Origin of the sequence: Massilia sp. HP4, from assembly GCF_005222695.1 — a bacterium.
GTDB lineage: Bacteria > Pseudomonadota > Gammaproteobacteria > Burkholderiales > Burkholderiaceae_D > Telluria.
The window spans coordinates 199,579-218,404 of sequence record NZ_STGG01000010.1; the positions used below are offsets into that span (position 1 = coordinate 199,579).

The following is an 18,826-nucleotide window of genomic DNA, read 5'->3' on the forward strand; positions in this document are numbered from 1 at the left end:
TGCGAGATTCGGCAACCCTGCTGCCGGGGCCTCGCCAGGCTGCCCCTAAAACCGGCTTGCGCCGGTGTTAGCGGGCTGCCAGGCGCGGGGCGCTGACGACCACGGTCTGGATGCTGGCCATGTCGATGGTTGGGGCGGCGCTTTCCGCGATCTCGATCGGACGCGCATTGGCGGTAGCGAAGCTGGCAACCAGGCCCAGGGCGGCGACGGCGAGGAACAGGGCTTCGAAGTTTTTGCGGATGTTCATGATGGCTCCTTCAGGGGTGGGTTCAAGGTTCATTAAGTGCTGCGGTATGGTGGTACTTTATCCACCACGCCCCTTGATCGCCATCGACTTGCGACGAAGCGCCTGAAATGCGGTGCAGAATGCGTGAATGCGGGACCGGGCGCAAAAAGCCGGCGCGTTGCGCGCCGTTGAAGGAAGAACAGCAGCCGCCGGGCCCGCCGGCGGCGACAACAAGGTCAGGCAGCGTCGCCGCTCGATCGCGCCTCGTCGTCCAGGCTGCGCAGCCACGCCATCTTCTCGGCGATCTTGGCCTCGATCCCGCGCGGCACCGGCTGGTACCAGCCGGGCTCGCCGATCCCATCGGGCAGATAGGTCTCGCCGGCCGCATAGGCGTGCGGTTCGTCGTGCGCGTAACGGTATTCGTGACCATAGCCGAGCTCTTTCATGAGCTTGGTCGGCGCATTGCGGAGATGCACCGGCACCTCGCGCGACTTGTCTTTGCGTACGAACGCCATCGCCGCATTGAAGGCGTTGTAGCCGGCATTGCTCTTGGCCGCGATGGCGAGATAGATCACGGCCTGGCCCAGCGCCAGCTCGCCTTCTGGGGAACCCAGTCGTTCGTAGGTCGCGGCGGCGTCATTGGCCAGCTGGATCGCGCGCGGGTCGGCGATGCCGATGTCTTCCCAGGCCATGCGCACGATGCGGCGCGACAGGTATTTGGCGTCGGCGCCGCCGTCGAGCATGCGGCACAGCCAATACAAAGCGGCGTCCGGATGCGAGCCGCGCACCGATTTGTGCAGGGCCGAGATCTGGTCATAGAAATTGTCGCCGCCCTTGTCGAAGCGGCGCGCATTGAGCGTCAGCGCGTTTTCGACGAACTCGGCGGTGATGCGATTGGTGCCAGCCGTGTTGGCCGAGGTGCTGGTCTGCTCGAGCAGGTTCAGGAAGCGCCGCGCATCGCCATCGGCATAACCGATGAGGGTGTCGATCGCCAGTTCATCGAACTCGAGATGCCCGAGCGCCTCTTGCCGTGCACGCGCCAGCAACTGGCGCATCTCGACGTCGCTCAACGCCTTCAATACATAGACCTGCGAGCGCGATAGCAGCGCCGAGTTGACCTCGAACGACGGGTTTTCGGTAGTGGCGCCGATCAGCGTCACCAGGCCGCTCTCGACGAAGGGCAGCAAGGCATCCTGCTGCGATTTGTTGAAGCGGTGGATCTCGTCGATGAACAGGATCGTGTGCTTGCCGCGCGCCAGGTACTGCTCGGCCTGCTCAATGGAGGCACGGATATCCTTGACGCCCGACAGCACCGCCGACAGCGCGATGAATTCGCAATCGAAGGCATAGGCGGTCAGGCGCGCCAGCGTGGTCTTGCCGACGCCCGGCGGGCCCCACAGGATCATCGAATGCGGCTTGCCGGATTTGAAGACCAGGTTCAGCGGCTTGCCGGGACCCAGCAGATGGCTCTGGCCGACGACCTCGTCGATGGTGCGCGGGCGCAGGGCTTCGGCCAGCGGCGCGGCCGGCTCGGTCTTGAAGAGATCATCCGTGGACATGGATGCAGGAAAGCGAATGGTTGTGCATGGGCGTAGTGTATCCGATGCATGAAAGGCTCGCGAGGCGCGTACGCCCCGCCTTGACGCTGGTTTACTGCTTGACGACGTCGGCGCCCTGCGGCACCTCGAACTTGAACTGCTGGGCGCCCAGCTGCGGATTGCGCTGGAAGTTGGTGAAGGTCAGGCGCGAGGTCTGCCCAAAAGTATCCTTCAATTCCATCGCCATGGGCACGCCGCCCTTCAGGCCGATGCTGATCTGCTCGAACGAGGTGTCCCTGGTCTTGGGTGTGGCGTTCAGCCATTCCATGCCGTCGCGTGCGCCGGCTTCGCTGAGGGTAAAGTTCTCCTCGAGCTTGTTGCTGCCGAACAGGATCGCGGCCGGCGAGCTGCCCAGTGCATTGCCCAGCTTGCGGGTGGTGACCTGGTTCAGGTCCTTGTCGTAGATGTACAGGGTTTCGCCGTCGGCCTGCAGCACTTGTTCGTAGGGCTTCTGGTAGGTCCAGATGAACTTGCCGGGGCGGGCGAAGACGAAGCTGCCGCTCGACGCCGGGGCGGCCTTGCCGCTTTTCGATTTGCCCAGTTGTTGCTGGGTGAATTCGCCCTTCGCGGACTGGGTCGAGGCGACGAAGGATTTGAACTGGTCGAGGGCGGCGGCGCTCGCCATGCCCGGGAGGGCGAAGGCGCCCGCGGCCACCAACGCGGCGACAGTAAATTTGGTCATTGCTTGCATCCAGGGTTCCTTTGTTGTCATTCGGCGCTGGCGGTCGGCACCAGGATGTCGCGGTTGCCGTTCGACTGCATCGGCGACACCATGCCGTTCTGTTCCATCTGCTCGATGAGGCGGGCGGCGCGGTTGTAGCCGATGCGCAGGTGGCGCTGCACCAGCGAGATCGAGGCCTTGCGGTTCTTGAGCACGACCTGCACCGCCTGGTCGTACATGGCGTCGGATTCGCCGCCGCCCTCGCCCGCCACCGCGCCATCGGCGCCGCCGCCTTCTTCCAGCGTACCGCCTTCGAGGATGCCTTCAATATAATTCGGCTCGCCCAGCGACTGCAGATGTTTTACAACTCGATGCACTTCGTCGTCCGACACGAAGGCGCCGTGCACGCGCACCGGCAGGCCGGTGCCTGGCGGCATGTACAGCATATCGCCCATGCCCAGCAGGGTCTCGGCGCCCATCTGGTCGAGAATGGTGCGCGAGTCGATCTTGGACGAGACCTGGAAGGCAATGCGGGTCGGGATGTTGGCCTTGATCAGGCCGGTAATCACGTCGACCGACGGCCGCTGGGTCGCCAGGATCAGGTGGATGCCGGCCGCGCGCGCCTTCTGGGCGATGCGGGCGATCAGCTCCTCCACCTTTTTACCGACGACCATCATCAGGTCGGCCAGTTCGTCGATGATGATGACGATGGTCGGCAGCTTCTCGAGCGGCTCGGGATTATCGGGCATGATCGAGAACGGATTCGGAATGTGCTCCTCGCGCTTGGCCGCATCGGCGATCTTGGTGTTGTAGCCGGCCAGGTTGCGCACGCCCAGCTTACTCATGAGCTTGTAGCGGCGCTCCATCTCGTTCACCGCCCAGTTCAGCGCATGGCCGGCCTGGCGCATATCGGTCACGACCGGCGCCAGCAGGTGCGGGATGCCTTCGTAGACCGACATCTCCAGCATCTTGGGGTCGATCAGGATCAGGCGCACGTCGGCCGGATCTGATTTGTACAGCAGCGACAGGATGGTGGCATTGATGCCGACCGATTTACCCGAGCCTGTTGTACCCGCCACCAGCAGGTGCGGCATCTTGGCCAGGTCGGCCACCACCGGCTTGCCGGCGATGTCCTTGCCCAGCGCCACGGTCAGGCTCGACGGGCTGTCGCCATAGACCTTGGAGCCGACGATCTCGGTCAGGCGCACGATCTGGCGCTTCGGATTCGGCAACTCCAGCGCCATATAGTTCTTGCCGGGGATGGTCTCGACCACGCGGATCGAGGTCAGCGACAGCGACCGCGCCAGGTCGCGCGCGAGGTTGACGATCTGGCTGCCTTTGACGCCGGTGGCCGGCTCGATCTCGTAGCGGGTGACCACCGGGCCCGGATAGGCGGCCACGACCTTGGCTTCGACGCCGAAATCGGACAGCTTCTTCTCGATCAGGCGGCTGGTGAATTCGAGCGTCTCGACCGACACGGTCTCTTGCGCCGGCGGCGCATCGTCCAGCAGGCCCAGCGGCGGCAGGCCGGAGTCGCCATGCAAATCGCCGAATAGCGGTGTCTGGCGCTCTTTCTCGGCGCGCTCGGACTTGGGCACGCTGACCATCTGCGGCTCGATCTTGATCGTCGATGCGGCGGCCTGGGCCGGCGTCAACGGCGCGGACGCAGCAGCAGCCGGCTTGGCCGGCGCCTGGGTCTCGAGCGAGGGCTCGTTCTTGACGACCGGGATCGGCTTGTCGGCATGCTTTTCGGTGAACTTGGCGCGCTCGTTGACCACCACTTCGTCGCGCTTGACGGCGGCGACCTCGCCCTGGCGGCGGTCTTCGATGTCTTCCATGCGCATGCGGAACCAGTCGAAGGTGCCGTCGACCACCGCGCCGATGCGCTCGGCCACGGCCAGCCACGAGACCTGGAAGAACAGCGAGAAACCCAGGAAGAACAGCAGCAGCAGGAGCAGGGTCGCGCCGGTCGAACCGAAGGCGACATGGCTCGAATGACCGATCAGCTGGCCCAGCACCCCGCCCGGGGCGCGCGGCAGCTCGACGTCCCACGACCACATGCGCAGGTATTCCAGGCCCACGCTGCCGGCGAACATCAGGGCGAAGCCGATCCAGCGCACATACATCTCGCCGTGGTGCGGTTCCTCGACCTTGGTGCCGAGCTTGTCGGTGAGCCGGCGCCAGCCGCGCCAGACCTGGCGCAGGAAGATCACGCCCCACCACCAGGCCGAGAAGCCGAAGATGAACAGCAGCAGGTCGGACAGCCAGGCGCCGGCCTGTCCGCCCAGGTTGGCGATCCGCGGCACCACATTGGCGTGCGACCAGCCCGGGTCGGCCTTGCTGTAGCTGAGCAGGATCAGGACGAAATACAGGAAGGCGACCGCGCCGGCGATCCAGCGCGCCTCGGACAGCAGGCGCGCAAGGCGGCCGGGCAGCGGCCGGCGGGCGGCGGTGGTTGCCTGCGTACGGGTATATCCAGAGGTGCTGGCTTGGCTATTCTTGCTCATTACAGGTACTGCGGAAGTAAGTACGATCGACGATCCGCCCATTCTAAGCGATATACGGCCGCGTTGGCCCCACGATTCATGCACATCTGCATCATCGTCTATAATCTGCGCTCTCAACACGCCCCGTTCGGCGCCTGTCCGGACCTTGATTCCTGCCAGGCCGCCCCCAATTGCCGTGTGTCCACATAACAATCATTGAAGCGCCGCCATGACTACTACCAAACACGCCAAAGTCCTCATCCTCGGTTCCGGGCCAGCCGGTTATAGTGCCGCCGTCTATGCCGCGCGCGCCAACCTGAAGCCGATGCTGGTGACCGGCGTCGAGCAGGGCGGCCAGCTGATGACCACCACCGACGTCGAGAACTGGCCAGGCGATCCGCTGGGCGTGCAGGGTCCGGAGCTGATGCAGCGCCTGCTGCAGCATGCCGAGCGCTTCAATACCGAGATCGTCTTTGATCATATCCACACGACGTACTTGAACGAAAAACCGATCCGCCTGGTGGGCGACAGCCATACCTTTACCTGCGACGCCCTGATCATCGCCACCGGCGCCTCGGCCCAGTACCTCGGCCTGCCGTCGGAACAGGCTTTCATGGGCCGCGGCGTGTCGGCCTGCGCCACCTGCGACGGCTTCTTCTACCGCAACCAGGAAGTGGCGGTCATCGGCGGCGGCAATACCGCGGTCGAGGAAGCGCTGTACCTGGCCGGCATCGCCTCGAAAGTCACCCTGATCCACCGCCGCGACAAGTTCCGCGCCGAGCCGATCCTGGTCGACCGCCTGATGCATAAAGTCAGCGAAGGCAAGATCGTGCTCGAATTGAACCAGACCCTGGACGAAGTGCTGGGCGACCAGAGCGGCGTCACCGCGCTGCGCCTCAAATCGGCGAACAGCGACGCGACCAAGGAACTGACCGTGCACGGCCTGTTCGTGGCGATCGGCCACAAGCCGAACACAGGCATCTTCGAAGGCCAGCTCGAGATGCACAGCGGCGGCTACCTGGTGACCAAGTCGGGCCTGGAAGGCATGGCGACCGCCACCAGCGTGCCGGGCGTGTTCGCCGCCGGCGACGTGCAGGATCACATCTATCGCCAGGCGATCACCAGCTCGGGCACCGGTTGCATGGCGGCGCTCGACGCCCAGCGCTACCTGGAAGCGCTGGAAGACGATCCGAAATAATCAGGCAATAAAGGGCAGCAAACGATGGCGGGCATGAAGGAATTCGCTGACCTCAAGGGCTTGCGCGACCGGCTCAAGGAAGACGAGCGCGTGCGCGCCATCGAACAGGCCGAACGCGAGAAGCGCGAACGCATCGCGCGCGAGCGGGCGGTCGAGTTCCGCACCTCGATGGAAGGCATCACCAAGATGCCCGAGTCGGACCGTTACGTGCACCGCCCGGTGTACGTGGCGCCGAACCGCACCGCGCAGGAACGCGCCCAGTTGAGCGCCGAGGAAGAAACAGCGGACGTGCTGCGCGCCTCGATGTCCGATGAATTGTCGGACCTGTTCGACGTCGAGGGCATGCTCGACGAAGACCCCTCCATGAGCTATGCCCGCGACGGCGTCGGCCCCGACGTCGTGAAAAAGCTGCGCAAGCGCCATTGGCCGATCCAGGACGAACTCGACCTGCATGGCCTGACGCGCGACGGCGCGCGCGACGCCCTCACCGATTTCCTCCATCGCGCCAACCGGCGCGGGGTTCGCTGCGTGCGCATCATCCACGGCATTGGCTACGGCTCGCCCAAGGGCGAACCGGTGCTGCGCAGCATCGTGCACAGCTGGCTGGTGCAGAAGAACGAAGTCATCGCCTTTTGCGCCGCCGGCCGTTCGGACGGCGGCCATGGCGCCCTGATCGCCCTGCTGCGGCCCGCACTCCACGATTGATGCTGCATCGGGTAGACGCCGCATGCAATGTCGTGTGACAATGATCCGTTTCACAGTTGCAATTCCGCCAAAACTCGTCCGTTGACGGTAGAATGCCTCGACACCGGACGTTTCCGGCCAATCGACAAGGGGATGCGTATTGAAGGCTAGGCAAGCAGTTCCGATGGAACACGGGCGGCAGGTCGACCTGCTGTCGTGCGCCGACGAGCCTATCCATATTCCCGGCTCGATCCAGCCGCATGGCGCGCTATTGTTCTTCCAGGACGATGGCCAACTCCTGGGCTGGAGCGAAAACGCGCCGGCCATGTTCGGCATCGCGCCCGAGCTGGGTCAGCCGTATGCCGACCTGCCGCTGCCGCAAGCTGCCCTCGACGCCATCGCCGACGGCATCGCCACGCGTGACGACGAAAATGCTGGGCCGCTGGTGGCGGGCCTGTCGATCGGCGCGGCCGACTACGATTGCGTGGTACACGCCGCCGACGGCCGCATCGTGGCCGAATTCGAGCGCCGCGAGACCTCGAGCGAACAAGTATCGCGCTTCGCGATCAAGGCGCACGGCTCGATCGACCGCCTGCGCCGCCAGAAGACCATCGACGCCCTGCTCGCCTCGGCGGTGCAGCAGGTGCGCGAATTCACCGGTTTCGACCGCGTGATGGCCTACCGCTTCCGTTCCGACGACAGCGGCGACGTGGTGGCCGAGAGCCGGCGCGACGACCTGGTGCCCTACCTGGGACAAAGATACCCTGCAGGAGATATCCCGGCCCAGGCGCGCCGCCTGTACACGCTCAACACCCTGCGCATGATCGCCGACATGGACTACGCCGCCGTGCCCCTGTACGGCGCGCCGGGCGCCGCGCCGCTGGACATGAGCTTCGCGGTGCTGCGCAGCGTCTCGCCGGTGCACGTCGAATACCTCAAGAACATGCAGGTGCGCGCCTCGATGAGCGTGTCGATCGTGATCAACGGCCGCCTGTGGGGCCTGATCGCCTGCCATCACATGGCGCCCAAGCTGGTGCCGCATGCGATCCGCATGGCGGCCGACGTGCTGGCCCAGGTGATGGCCTCGACCATCCACAGCATCGAATCGCGCGAGGACGCGACCCTGGCCGAGCAGTCGGCGCGGGTGCGCACGGCCATGGTCGAGTCGCTGCTGCTCGACGACGATCCGCTCGACGCCCTCGGCCAGCATGCGGCGGCGCTGATGGCCGCGTCCGGCGCGCAGGCCATGGTGGCCACCCAGCACGGCAAGATCGTCGCCTATTGCGATGGTCCCGGCGACCTGCCCGAAGGGCTGGCCGAGGTCATCGTGGGTTCCCTGCCCGAGAACGAGCACGACCTGGTGGTGCGCGAGATGGCGGCCGACTGGCCGCCGGCGCTGCTGGGCCGGCTCGGCAAATGGGTCGGCATGCTGGCCCTGCCCTTCGACCCGCTGGGCCAGGGCTGGTGCGTCATGCTGCGCGTCGAACAGATCGACACCGTGGCCTGGGGCGGCCGCCCCGGCAAGATCCCCGCGCTGGGGCCCCTGGGCGAGCGCCTGACGCCGCGCGGCTCGTTCGACGCCTGGCACGAGACCGTGCGCGGCTGCGCCCATCCCTGGGAAGCGAACGTGCTGGCCAATGCCCGCCTGACCCTGGCCGAGCTGGTGCGCGCGGTGAACGCGCACCGCTCGCAGACCGAGGCCACCCGCGCCCAGCTGCTGGCCATGCTCGGCCACGACCTGCGCGACCCGCTGCACTCGATCAATATGGCCGGCATGGTGCTCGAGCGTACCGGCAATGCCGGCGGCAGCGGCCAGCCCACCCTGGGCAAGCGCATCCAGTCGTCCACCAACCGCATGCAGCGCATGATCGGCCAGGTGCTGGACATGAGCCGCATCGACCGCGGCATGGGCCTGGGCGTGAGCCTCGAGCCGGTCGACGTCAAGGCGCTGCTGGAAGACCTGATCGACGAGGCGCGCATGGCCTATCCGGGCATCCCGATCGAACTCAGGTGCGACGAAGCGGCGACCGTCAAGGCCGACCAGGGCCGCCTGGGCCAGGTGCTGTCGAACCTGCTGAGCAATGCGCGCCACCATGGCGAGCTGGGCAAGCCGGTCAGCGTGTGCCTGACGACGCACGACGGCCACGCCGTGCTCGACGTGGCCAACGCGGGCCAGCCGATCCCGCCCGAGCTGGTGACGACGCTGTTCAATCCCTTCAAGCGCGCCTCGCTGAACAATCCGCGCAACCGCACCGGCATGGGCCTGGGCTTGTACATCGCGCAGCAGATCGTGCGCGAGCACAGCGGCGAGATCGCCTACCGCCACGAAGGCCAGCAGGTCGTCTTTACCTTGCGCCTGCCGCTGGTCGAAGGCTGACCAGCGTCGGCAGGTTCCAGCCGCCGCCCGCTGCGATGCCGCGGCACATGCCGGTCGTACCCGACGCCGTGTGCACGAAGCGGCGGCCATCCCAGGTCCACTCGTCGTGGCCCCAGCAGTCGCCGATGCCGCGGCCCTTGTGCGCCGCGCCGATGATGCCTTTGTCGTAATCGGTGCCCGATTGCGTCACCAGTTGCGGCGCAAATGGCGGTTTGCGGTTCGCGACCCAGTAGCCATGGCCTTCGTTGTAGGCGCCGCGCCAGCAGCGGGCCGAGACCAGCATCTTGTCCTTCGCGAGCGGCGCATAGGCGAATCGGCTTTCCCCTAGCGCGATCGCCTCCAGGTCGTCGCACCCCTCGTTACCGGCTGTCTTGCGCAGGGTCGCCAGCAAGATCCGTTCTTCGTCCTTGCCCAGGCGCGGCAGCTCGCCGGGCGGTACGGCGGCCGCTACCACCACTGGGGCCGGCAAGGCTGGCGGCACATCCTGCTCCGGCTTGCCGCCCTTGCGGATCGCTGCGCCCGGGGTGCCAAGGCGGCCCTGGAATTCGTCCATCTTGAGCAGGACCGCCGAGGCGCCCTTGCCGGATAAAGTCCAGCTGCGGCCGCCCGCGCGCCAGGCGACCTTGCCGGTGCCGGCCACCGCGCGCAGCAGCGCCTGGGCTTGCGCAGCGGACAGGCTGCCGGTCGCTTCTTCGCCTGCCAGCCTGACCGTGCCGAACGCGCGGCCGTCGACCTGCATCGCCACCGAGGCCGGCAAGTCGATGCCGTCGTCGGCGTCGCCCAGGCGCAGTTGGGCGGTGAAGGCCTGGCCGGGGCCGGCCTGGCGCTCGAGGAGGACCGACAGCGCGAGGTTGCTGCCGTCCTCCGCATGGTAGCCGGCGGCGCGGCAAGTGCGGGTATTGTCGCAGGCGAGTTCCCAGTCGTGGTGCTGGAAAGACAGCTTGGGGAGTTCGGCAGCATGCAGCGCAATGGCGGGGTTGGCGGCGGCCAGGGCGGCGGTCAGGATCGTGGCAATACGCATGCGGTGGCGGTCTTTCTGTCGTCGGTGGCTGGGGCGCAGAATTACCTTCGTAAGTCTACGGGCTCATGGTAGTCTAGCAACACTTTACGCTCCCTGCTGCTGCATGACCCTCATCAAGTTCATCGAAATCATGGCGATCCTGGTCGGCGCGTTTTCCGGCTTCATCGAGGCGCGGCGCAAGCGCATGGATCTGGTCGGGGTGTTCACGGTAGCTTTCATCACCGCATTCGGCGGCGGCACACTGCGCGACATCCTGCTCGACAAGCGTCCGCTGTTCTGGGTCACGCACCAGGAATACGCGATCGCGATCTTCGTGCTGGCCCTGGTGGCCTCGCCGCTGATCCGCACGCTGCGCCAGATCGTGTCCGAACGCCTGATCGTGATTGCCGACGCGGTGGGGCTGGGGTTGTTTTCGATCGCCGGGACCTCGGCGGCGCTGGCGGCCGACATGCCGATCTTTATTGCCTCGATGATGGGCGTGATCACCGGGATCTTCGGCGGCGTGCTGCGCGATATCGTCTGTAACGAGGTGCCGATGGTGTTCAGGGACGGCAAGCCGTATGCGATCTGCGCTTTTCTCGGCAACTGGCTGTTCCTGTTGATGGGCAAGTACGGCGTGTCGCACGATTTTGCGTTGTGGTCGAGCTGCCTGTTCATCAGTGGACTCAGGCTGTTGACGTGGAAGTTCGATATGCGGATGGGGCGCTGAATACAATGATGCTGCAAGCACTTTCGCCTGGCGCAGCGACTATCTGCGCAATTAACTCACCTCAATAGCAAGGAGTGACAATACCCGACAAAGGAAAACGAAGAGACGTAGTTGCCCCAGGCCTGATCAAGCGTCGCGCCGAAGAAAGCGCGCCGTTCCGAATAAATGCAACGTCCGTAGCCAGATGAAAAGTGCGCAAACATTATGATGAGCCACGCTTCTACTCAACATCACTTCCTTTGTCTCTTGCTCGCACTCGGAATCCTGCTGTGCGTTAGACCTGCCATGGGGACCGAGGCGCCAGAATCAGGTAAAGGCACCAGTATTATTGGCGATTGGAAGATAAGGTCCGTACTGGACTATGCAGCCATCTCAATCGGTTCGGATCAGGCCAAGCCGTTGATCGGAAAGGACCTGATCATCAGCAAAGAGGAAATCCGATTCGGCGATCAGGTTTGCTCTCAGTCGAATTTCCTTGCCGAAAGCGTGGAAACAAATATCGAACTTGGAGAGAACGCACGTGTGAGCAACGATCTCCTGCGCTTGCCCAACCCGGTCACCGTTGTGGAGCTCAGCTGCGCTTACGCCTACATCAAGGACAGCAACCAAATCGTGCTGGCCTGGAACGGGGGTTTTTTCGACGCTGTCCGCAAAACAAGAAGTGCAGCGGTCCGACATGCCCGACGTGATAGCGCCATCGAGAAGTAATCGCCCACCCAGGTCCGGCGTTTGACTTGCCGGCCTTTACCGTGAAGCGCGCAGGATCGCAGCCCGCAGCTCGTCACCCCATGTTGGTTAGTTACAAAATTTTGGTTTCGTTTCGGCGCTTATGAAGTGCTCCCGCACTTTCATGAGGAAGAGATCGGCTAGCACCGGCTGGCGCCCCCCTTCCCCTCATGTCGACCGAGACAGCGGTCGAAGCCGCACTTACACCGCGTCCGCGCCAGTCTCGCCGGTACGAATCCGAATCACCTGCTCCACGTTCTGCACGAAGATCTTGCCGTCGCCGATCTTGCCGGTGCGCGCGGCCTTGATGATGGCGTCGACCACCTGCTCGGCCATCGAATCGTCCACCACCACCTCGATCTTCACCTTCGGCAGGAAGTCGACCACGTATTCCGCGCCGCGATACAGCTCGGTATGGCCCTTCTGGCGGCCGAAGCCCTTCACTTCGGTCACGGTCAGGCCGGTCACGTTCACTTCGGCCAGCGCTTCGCGCACTTCGTCGAGCTTGAACGGCTTGATCACACAGGTAATCTGTTTCATGGGATTGGTCCTCTCTACTTTCTAAATACCGGGTTGATCGGGAATGTTTGCCAGGTCGTCCAGCCACACGGTGGCTTCGGAGTCGGACGGCGCGCGCCAGTCGCCGCGCGGCGACAGCGAACCGCCATTGCCGACCTTCGGTCCGTTGGGTACGCAGGAACGCTTGAACTGGCTGGTCTTGAAGAAGCGGAACAGGAAGATCGACAGGTTGCGCTTGATGGCGCCCAGGTCATACTGGTTGCGCGTGCCGAGTTCCTCGGGCCAGCGGCCAAGTTCGCGATCCTGCCAGGCCGAATACGCCAGGAAGGCCGTCTTGCTCGGCTTGTAGCCGTAACGCAGCGTATAGAACAGGTTGAAGTCCTGCAGCTCGTAGGGCCCGATTCTATCCTGCGTGCTTTGCGCCGGCTTGTCGTCGTGTCCTCCCCCTTGGGGGCCGCCCGGCACCAGCTCGGGGCTGATCTCGGTATCGAGGATGTCGATCAGCACCTGCGCATCGCCGCCCACCACGGCGCCGGTCTCGGCCACCCAGCGCACCAGGTAGGAAATCAGGGTCTTGGGCACGCTGGCATTCACATTGTAGTGCGACATATGGTCGCCCACGCCGTAGGTACACCAGCCCAGCGCCAGCTCGGACAGGTCGCCGGTGCCGATCACGATCCCGTTATGGAAGTTCGCCAGCCGGAACAGGTGATTGGTGCGCTCGCCCGCCTGCACGTTTTCGAACGTGATGTCGTATTCGGCCTTGCCCTCGATGTAGGGGTGGCCCAGGTCCTTGAGCATCTGGATGCAGCTCGGGCGGATGTCGATCTCCTGCGCACTGCAGCCGACCGCCGCCATCAGGTCGCGCGCCTGCTTCAGCGTGCGGCCGCTGGTGGCAAAGCCAGGCATCGTATAGGCCAGGATGTTGGTACGCGGCAGGCCGAGGCGGTCCATGGCCCTGGCGCACACCAGCAGCGCATGGGTCGAATCGAGGCCGCCCGACACGCCGATCACCACCTTCTGGATGCCGCTCGAGGACAGGCGCTGGATCAGGGCTTGCACCTGGATGTTGTAGACCTCCGTGCAGCGCTCGTCGCGCCGCGCACGGTCGGCCGGCACATACGGGAACCTTTCGATGGCTCGTTCGAGCGGCAGGGTGCGATCGAGCGGCAAATCGAGCTCGAACCCGATCACGCGAAAGTTCGCCACTTCACCGGCATGGCGCCGCACCGACTGGGCGAAGGTGGTCGCCTTCATGCGCTCGGTCGACAGGCGATCGAGGTCGACGTCGGCGTAGATGATGTGCGAGTCGTCGGAAAAGCGCTCGGACTCGGCCAGGAGCTCGCCCTTCTCGTAGATCAGCGACTGGCCGTCCCAGGCCATGTCGGTGGTCGATTCGCCGCGCCCGGCCGAGGTGTACAGATAGGCCGCCATGCAGCGCGCCGACTGCTGGCCGACCAGCTGGTGGCGGTATCCGCTCTTGCCCACCACGACATTCGAGGCCGACAGGTTGACCAGCACCGTGGCGCCGGCCAGCGCGGCGAACGAGGACGGCGGCACCGGCACCCAGACGTCCTCGCAGATCTCCACGTGGAAGCGCAAGAGCGGCAGGTTGGCGACCTCGAACAGCAGGTTCGGGCCGAACGGCACGGGCGCGCCGAACAGGTCGACTTGGTCCACCGCCGCGCAATCGGCGGGGGTGAACTGCCGGGATTCGTAAAACTCGCCATAATTAGGCAAGAAACTCTTTGGCACCACGCCCAGCACCTTGCCGCCCGCGACCACGACGCCGCAATTGAACAGCATGTGGTTCACGCGCAGCGGCATGCCGATGACCATGGCCAGCGACAGCGTTCTTGACTCCGCAATGATGGCGTTCAAGCCGTCGAGGCAGGCGTCGAGCAGCGCGCGCTGGTGGAACAGGTCGTCGCAGGTATAGGCGGACAGGCCCAGTTCCGGGAAAGCGACCAGGGCCGCGCCCTTGTCGTTAGCCTGGCGCGCGAGCAGGATGGTCTGCTCGACGTTATAGGCCGGGTCGGCGATGCGCACGCGCGGAATGGCCACCGCGACGCGGGCGAAGTGGTGCGAATAGAGATTGAAGAATCGGCTGTTCATGGTGGTATCGTTCGCAATATGGCAAGCGCCTGGCTCCGCCCGCCGGCATGCACTTCGTCTTAATGGAAGCAATTTTGAATTATCGCACGCATATCGTTTCCGACTTGTCCGAAGTCGGCCAATCCAGCTGGGACGCACTGGTGCTGGCACAGTCGGCGCCGACACCTTTCCTCTCCTATGCTTTCCTGCATGCCCTGCACGCCTCGGGCAGCGCCTCTCCCGAGACGGGCTGGCAGCCGCAATTCGTGCTGCTGTACGACGATCAGGATGCGCTGGCGGCCGCCCTGCCCCTGTACGTCAAGGGCCACTCGTATGGCGAGTACGTGTTCGACTGGGCCTGGGCCGACGCCTACGGGCGCCATGGGCTCGCCTACTACCCCAAGCTCCTGAGCGCCATCCCGTTCACGCCGGTGGCAGGCGGCCGCCTGCTGGCGCGCGATGCGCAGGCGCGCGCGGCCCTGGTCGACGTGCTGCGCGCCACCCAGCAGGCGACCGAGGTCTCCTCGACCCATGTGCTGTTCCCGCCCGAGGAAGAAGCCGCGCTGCTGGCCGACGCCGGCTTCCTGCTGCGCAGCGGCGTGCAATTCCACTGGCTGAACCAGGGCTACCGCAGCTTCGACGAGTTTCTCGCCACGCTCGAGCAAAAGAAGCGCAAGAACATCCGCGCCGAGCGGCGCAAGGTGGCCGGTGCCGGCGTGACCATGCGCCGGGTACGCGGCATCGAGGCCACGCGCGAGGACTGGGTACTGTTCAACCGCTGCTACCGCAACACCTACCGCGAGCACCACTCCACGCCCTATCTCAACCTCGATTTCTTCCTGCGCATCGGCGCGGCGATGCCCGACAATATCCTGCTCGTGATCGCCGAGAAGGAAGGCCGGCCGATCGCCGCATCGCTGGTGATCCACGACCGGGACACGCTGTATGGCCGTTACTGGGGCGCGCTCGAACACGTGCCCTGCCTGCACTTCGAGGCCGCCTATTATCAACCGCTGGAGTTCTGCATCGAACAGGGCATCGCGACCTTCGAAGGCGGCGCCCAGGGCGAGCACAAGATGGCGCGCGGATTCCTGCCGACCCGCACCTGGTCGGCGCACTGGCTGGCGCATCCGTCGTTCGCGGATGCGGTCGAGCGCTTCCTGGAGCGCGAAGCGGGCGGGATCGACGACTATATGGACGAGCTGAACGAACGGAATCCGTTTCGCGAGCGCAGCGGAGGCAAATAATCCCTGAAGCCGGGATTTGACTGGCAGGTCAGCCGCATGATGTAGTATTTACATTTCTATTTAGATACAAGTCGTGCGCCCATCCGATCGGCCAGCCAGCCCATGAATCCACTTACTATCCTGCTGCGCCTGTTGGCTGCCCTGGCGATGGCGGCCGCCTTGCTCGCGCAACCGGCGAGCGCACGCGGCTTGAAGGACTATCTGCATACTGTCTGGACCCCGCAAAACGGCGCGCCGGCCGACATCATGAGCATGGCGCAAACCACGGACGGCTGGCTGTGGCTAGGCAGCAGCGATGGCCTGGTCCGTTTCGACGGCGTGAATTTCGAAGCGTACGCGCCGCCAGGGCATCCCGAACTCGCGCACATGCGGGTGGTCGAAATGCACGCTGCCGATAATGGCGACCTGTACGTTTCCTATTTTCCGACCGAGGTTGTCATACTGCGTCGCGACGGCAGCGTCGATCGGCTTCCGGCCCCAGCCGAACACCGGCGAATTCCGCCGCTGGCAATGGTCGTCGACCACGACGGCAGCCTGTGGACGATCGGCCATGGCATCCGCCATTTTTCTAAAGGAAAGTGGACCACGGTCGAAGACGGTGCAGCATGGATCGAAGACGACTTCTACAGCATGCTGCTCGACCAGGAGGGACGGCTGTGGGCGGCTGCGCCAACCGGCATCTGGCTCCTGGACCGTGGTCGTGGCCGCTTCAACAAGGTGTCCGACCAGCGCGGCGGGCTGGCCACCACGCCCGTCGGCGAGGTGTGGCTGCTCGGCGCCGGCGGTTCCCGCTCGCAGCGCCTGGCCAGGGCCGGGTCCAACAAGGCAAGGCCGGCGCGCGCTGGCGCGGTCGTCTCCCGCCTCGCCGGACAGATTTCCGCGGATGGCACGCTGTGGTCGCTGGCTTGCCCCGATTTGTGTGCCTGGTCCACGATGTGAGCGACCATCCCGGTGGGGTGGTCCCGGCGAGCGATGCCGACGAACGGGTCGCCGGCGCGGACGGGGCCGCTGGGCAGGAATACGTTGGCATCCTCGAGGACCGCGAGGGCAATATCTGGATTCACGCGCAGAATGGCTTGAACCAGTTCCGCCCCAAGCGCTTCCTGGTGCCGGCGCCCAGGCTGGACCTTACCAATTACTTCTACAGTGCGGCGGCCGATGGTGGAGACAACGTCTGGGTTGCCGAGAGGAAGAGCGGCAGATTGTGGCGCCTGGGCCCGGATGGCGAGCCGGTCGTGGTTCCCGGGAAGCCGGTCCATATGCTGGCAAGTGGCCGCGACGGCAGCCTGTTAAAGGCGGACACACGCAGCATCACGCGTGTGCTTGGCGACGCGATCGAGACGATCCCCCTGCCGCCGGGACCGGACGGAAAACCTGTCGACCGTGAGCTGTTCGGACTACTCGACGATGGCAAGCGAATCTGGACCGCGGCGGCCGATGTCGGCGCGATCGCCTGGTCGGATGGCGCCTGGCGCGCTAGCGCCGACCTCGGGCTGCCCAAAGGGATCTATTTTTCCCAGGCGGCCGGACCAGGGCAGTTGTGGCTAGTGCTCTACACCGGCGAGTTGCTATTCCATGACGGCGTCACGCGCGCCCGTTACGCCACCACGCCGGTCGGCACCGTGACCGGCATCTTCCCCGGCCGGCAACTGGTCGTCGCCGGTTCCGATGGTTTGGCGGTTCTCAAGGACGGCAGGCTGCAGCGCGTAGGCGCCGCCGATCCCAATGCGCTGCGCGGGATCTCGGGCATTGCCGTCACCGCCGACGGCGACCGCTGGCTCAATGGTGTCGGCGGCGTGGTAAGGGTGCGCGCGTCGGACTGGCAACAGGCGCTCGAGTATCCCGATCGCCTGCTGCGCCATGAGCTGTTCGGCACCAGCGATGGCTATCCCGGCCGCGCCAGCATCGTCTGGCGCAGCCCGACTGCGATCAGCGCCGACGGCCGCCGCATCTGGTTCGTCGGGACCGGCGGCATCGTCGGCCTGGACAGCGCCGACCTGCGCCGCAACGGCGCGCCGCCGCGACCAGTGGTGCTCGACGTCAGCACCGACGGCACCCGCTTCGACGTCTCCGGCCACCTGCAACTGCCGCCGGGATCGCAGAACTTCCGGGTGCGCTTTACCGCGCCGTCGCTGCGCCATCCCGAGCGCACCCGTTTCGAGTTCCGTCTCGATGGCGTCGAGAATGGCTGGCGCGACGCCGGGCACCTGCGCACCACGTCGTACACCAACGTCGGTCCAGGCTCCTACGTGTTCCGGGTGCGTGCATTCAATGAAGATGGCGTGGCTAGCAAGCAAGACGCCGCCGTCAGCATCGACATCGAACCGACACTGGTGCAAAGCCTTCCGTTCAGGCTCGCCATGGCTGCCTGCCTTGCTACCCTGCTCGTCATGCTGTACCGGCTGCGCGTGCGCTACCTGACGCGCCGGATCGTCGAGCGGGTCGGGATCAAGACCGCCGAGCGCGAACGCATCGCGCGCACCCTGCACGACAGCTTCCTGCAATCGATCTACGTGCTCATGCTGCGCCTCAGGAAATTCACGACGAAGCTACCCGAGCAGGATGGCACGCGCCAGGAACTGCAGGCGATACTCGATGACGCCAGGAAGGCCATCGACGAAGGACGGGACGAGGTGCACGAGCTGCGCGCCGTGCGAACCGTGGAAGAGATCGTGCGCGAATGTGCAGAAGGCCTGCGCCTGCTGCACCCGCAGGTCGACGTCGAACTACGCGCCGATGGCGCGCCGCCTGGCCTCGACCAGCGCCTGGTCGACGAGGCCGGCGCCATCGCCTGCGAAGCGCTGCGCAACGCCTTCACGCATGCGCAGGCAAGCCGCATCGTCGTGACGATCGGTCATGGCAAACACGCGTTATCGGTGGTCGTGGAAGACGACGGCCGGGGAATCGAGCGGGAAGTGATTGATGCCGGGCGCCGCGACGGCCACTGGGGCCTGGTGGGGATGAGGGAGCGTGCTACGCGCATCGGTGCGCGACTGGACCTGCGCAGCGATACCGGCAATGGCACGGCGGTGAAACTCAGCGTGCCCTTGCCGCAGATGGCTGCTTAGTTCCAGCCGCCGGCGTTCAACCGGTATTCCACTTGGTAAGGCTGGGCAACTTGCGCTTGCTTGCGCATGACGTTCCTGGCGCGGCTGCCGGCGGCAGCGACGAGGGCATTGATGATCTTGTTCACGTTCGACTCCTTGATTGCACCGCCGACAATGGCGGCCCTATGATTACGACTGCTATGCAACCGTTATATAGGCGACCCAGGTGAACT

Annotated in this window: 16 protein-coding genes; 8 read left to right on the forward strand and 8 right to left on the reverse strand. The window is 65.1% G+C overall.

Translation table 11 applies throughout. The features are described 5' to 3' along the window. Positions 1-67: 67 nt before the first annotated feature. The 4 genes from E8M83_RS03650 to E8M83_RS03665 form a co-directional block, all read right to left on the reverse strand. Positions 68-247: a hypothetical protein gene (locus E8M83_RS03650; RefSeq protein ID WP_137172023.1), complete on the reverse strand. Its 180-nt coding sequence runs from the start codon at positions 245-247 to the stop codon at positions 68-70. 215 nt (positions 248-462) lie between these two features. Further along, a complete protein-coding gene (locus E8M83_RS03655; protein WP_137172024.1) occupies positions 463-1,785 on the reverse strand; it encodes a replication-associated recombination protein A in 1,323 nt (440 codons plus the stop codon). Positions 1,786-1,876: 91 nt separating this feature from the next. Beyond that, a complete protein-coding gene (gene lolA / locus E8M83_RS03660) occupies positions 1,877-2,515 on the reverse strand; it encodes an outer membrane lipoprotein chaperone LolA (RefSeq protein ID WP_137172025.1) in 639 nt (212 codons plus the stop codon). 17 nt (positions 2,516-2,532) lie between these two features. After that, the gene (locus E8M83_RS03665) at positions 2,533-4,992 is read right to left on the reverse strand and encodes a DNA translocase FtsK (RefSeq protein ID WP_137172026.1); all 2,460 of its coding nucleotides are present in this window, start codon (positions 4,990-4,992) and stop codon (positions 2,533-2,535) included. Between the two features lie 208 nt (positions 4,993-5,200). On the opposite strand from E8M83_RS03665, the gene trxB reads away from it, so the two are divergent. The 3 genes from trxB (at position 5,201) to E8M83_RS03680 (ending at position 9,230) form a co-directional block, all read left to right on the forward strand. Beyond that, entirely contained in the window at positions 5,201-6,169 is a 969-nt protein-coding gene (trxB, locus tag E8M83_RS03670; RefSeq protein WP_137172027.1) for a thioredoxin-disulfide reductase, read from the forward strand. Between the two features lie 24 nt (positions 6,170-6,193). Further along, positions 6,194-6,874, forward strand: coding sequence for a Smr/MutS family protein (locus E8M83_RS03675; protein ID WP_137172028.1), 681 nt, complete (start codon positions 6,194-6,196; stop codon positions 6,872-6,874). Positions 6,875-7,037: 163 nt separating this feature from the next. Beyond that, positions 7,038-9,230, forward strand: coding sequence for an ATP-binding protein (locus E8M83_RS03680; protein ID WP_137172029.1), 2,193 nt, complete (start codon positions 7,038-7,040; stop codon positions 9,228-9,230). Here the strand turns inward: E8M83_RS03680 and E8M83_RS03685 are convergent. Continuing rightward, positions 9,199-10,251, reverse strand: coding sequence for a DUF1176 domain-containing protein (locus E8M83_RS03685; RefSeq protein WP_137172030.1), 1,053 nt, complete (start codon positions 10,249-10,251; stop codon positions 9,199-9,201). The two genes, E8M83_RS03680 and E8M83_RS03685, sit on opposite strands and share 32 nt — an antisense overlap. 103 nt (positions 10,252-10,354) lie before the next feature. Between E8M83_RS03685 and E8M83_RS03690 the strand changes: the two genes are divergently transcribed. After that, on the forward strand, positions 10,355-10,960 hold the full coding sequence (locus E8M83_RS03690) for a trimeric intracellular cation channel family protein (RefSeq protein ID WP_137172031.1): 606 nt from the start codon (positions 10,355-10,357) through the stop codon (positions 10,958-10,960). 204 nt (positions 10,961-11,164) lie between these two features. Beyond that, the gene (locus E8M83_RS03695) at positions 11,165-11,668 is read left to right on the forward strand and encodes a hypothetical protein (RefSeq protein WP_137172032.1); all 504 of its coding nucleotides are present in this window, start codon (positions 11,165-11,167) and stop codon (positions 11,666-11,668) included. Between the two features lie 219 nt (positions 11,669-11,887). On the opposite strand, the gene E8M83_RS03700 is transcribed toward E8M83_RS03695, so the two are convergent. Continuing rightward, positions 11,888-12,226 carry a P-II family nitrogen regulator gene (locus E8M83_RS03700; RefSeq protein ID WP_078032232.1) on the reverse strand — a complete coding sequence of 113 codons (339 nt, stop codon included), beginning with the start codon at positions 12,224-12,226 and terminating at the stop codon, positions 11,888-11,890. Between the two features lie 21 nt (positions 12,227-12,247). Beyond that, on the reverse strand, positions 12,248-14,320 hold the full coding sequence (locus tag E8M83_RS03705) for an NAD(+) synthase (RefSeq protein ID WP_137172033.1): 2,073 nt from the start codon (positions 14,318-14,320) through the stop codon (positions 12,248-12,250). Positions 14,321-14,382: 62 nt separating this feature from the next. On the opposite strand from E8M83_RS03705, the gene E8M83_RS03710 reads away from it, so the two are divergent. The 3 genes from E8M83_RS03710 (at position 14,383) to E8M83_RS03715 (ending at position 18,614) form a co-directional block, all read left to right on the forward strand. Next, positions 14,383-15,546, forward strand: coding sequence for a GNAT family N-acetyltransferase (locus tag E8M83_RS03710; protein ID WP_137172034.1), 1,164 nt, complete (start codon positions 14,383-14,385; stop codon positions 15,544-15,546). A 102-nt stretch (positions 15,547-15,648) separates the two neighbouring features. Then, complete coding sequence (locus E8M83_RS25875) at positions 15,649-16,485, forward strand: hypothetical protein (RefSeq protein WP_170976682.1); 837 nt, start codon at positions 15,649-15,651, stop codon at positions 16,483-16,485. Then, positions 16,482-18,614 (forward strand): triple tyrosine motif-containing protein, encoded by a 2,133-nt coding sequence (locus E8M83_RS03715; protein WP_170976683.1) that lies wholly within the window; start codon positions 16,482-16,484, stop codon positions 18,612-18,614. The genes E8M83_RS25875 and E8M83_RS03715 overlap by 4 nt, the downstream gene beginning before the upstream one ends. Here the strand turns inward: E8M83_RS03715 and E8M83_RS26425 are convergent. Continuing rightward, entirely contained in the window at positions 18,611-18,739 is a 129-nt protein-coding gene (locus E8M83_RS26425; protein ID WP_267874172.1) for a hypothetical protein, read from the reverse strand. The genes E8M83_RS03715 and E8M83_RS26425 overlap by 4 nt on opposite strands. Positions 18,740-18,826: the final 87 nt, after the last annotated feature.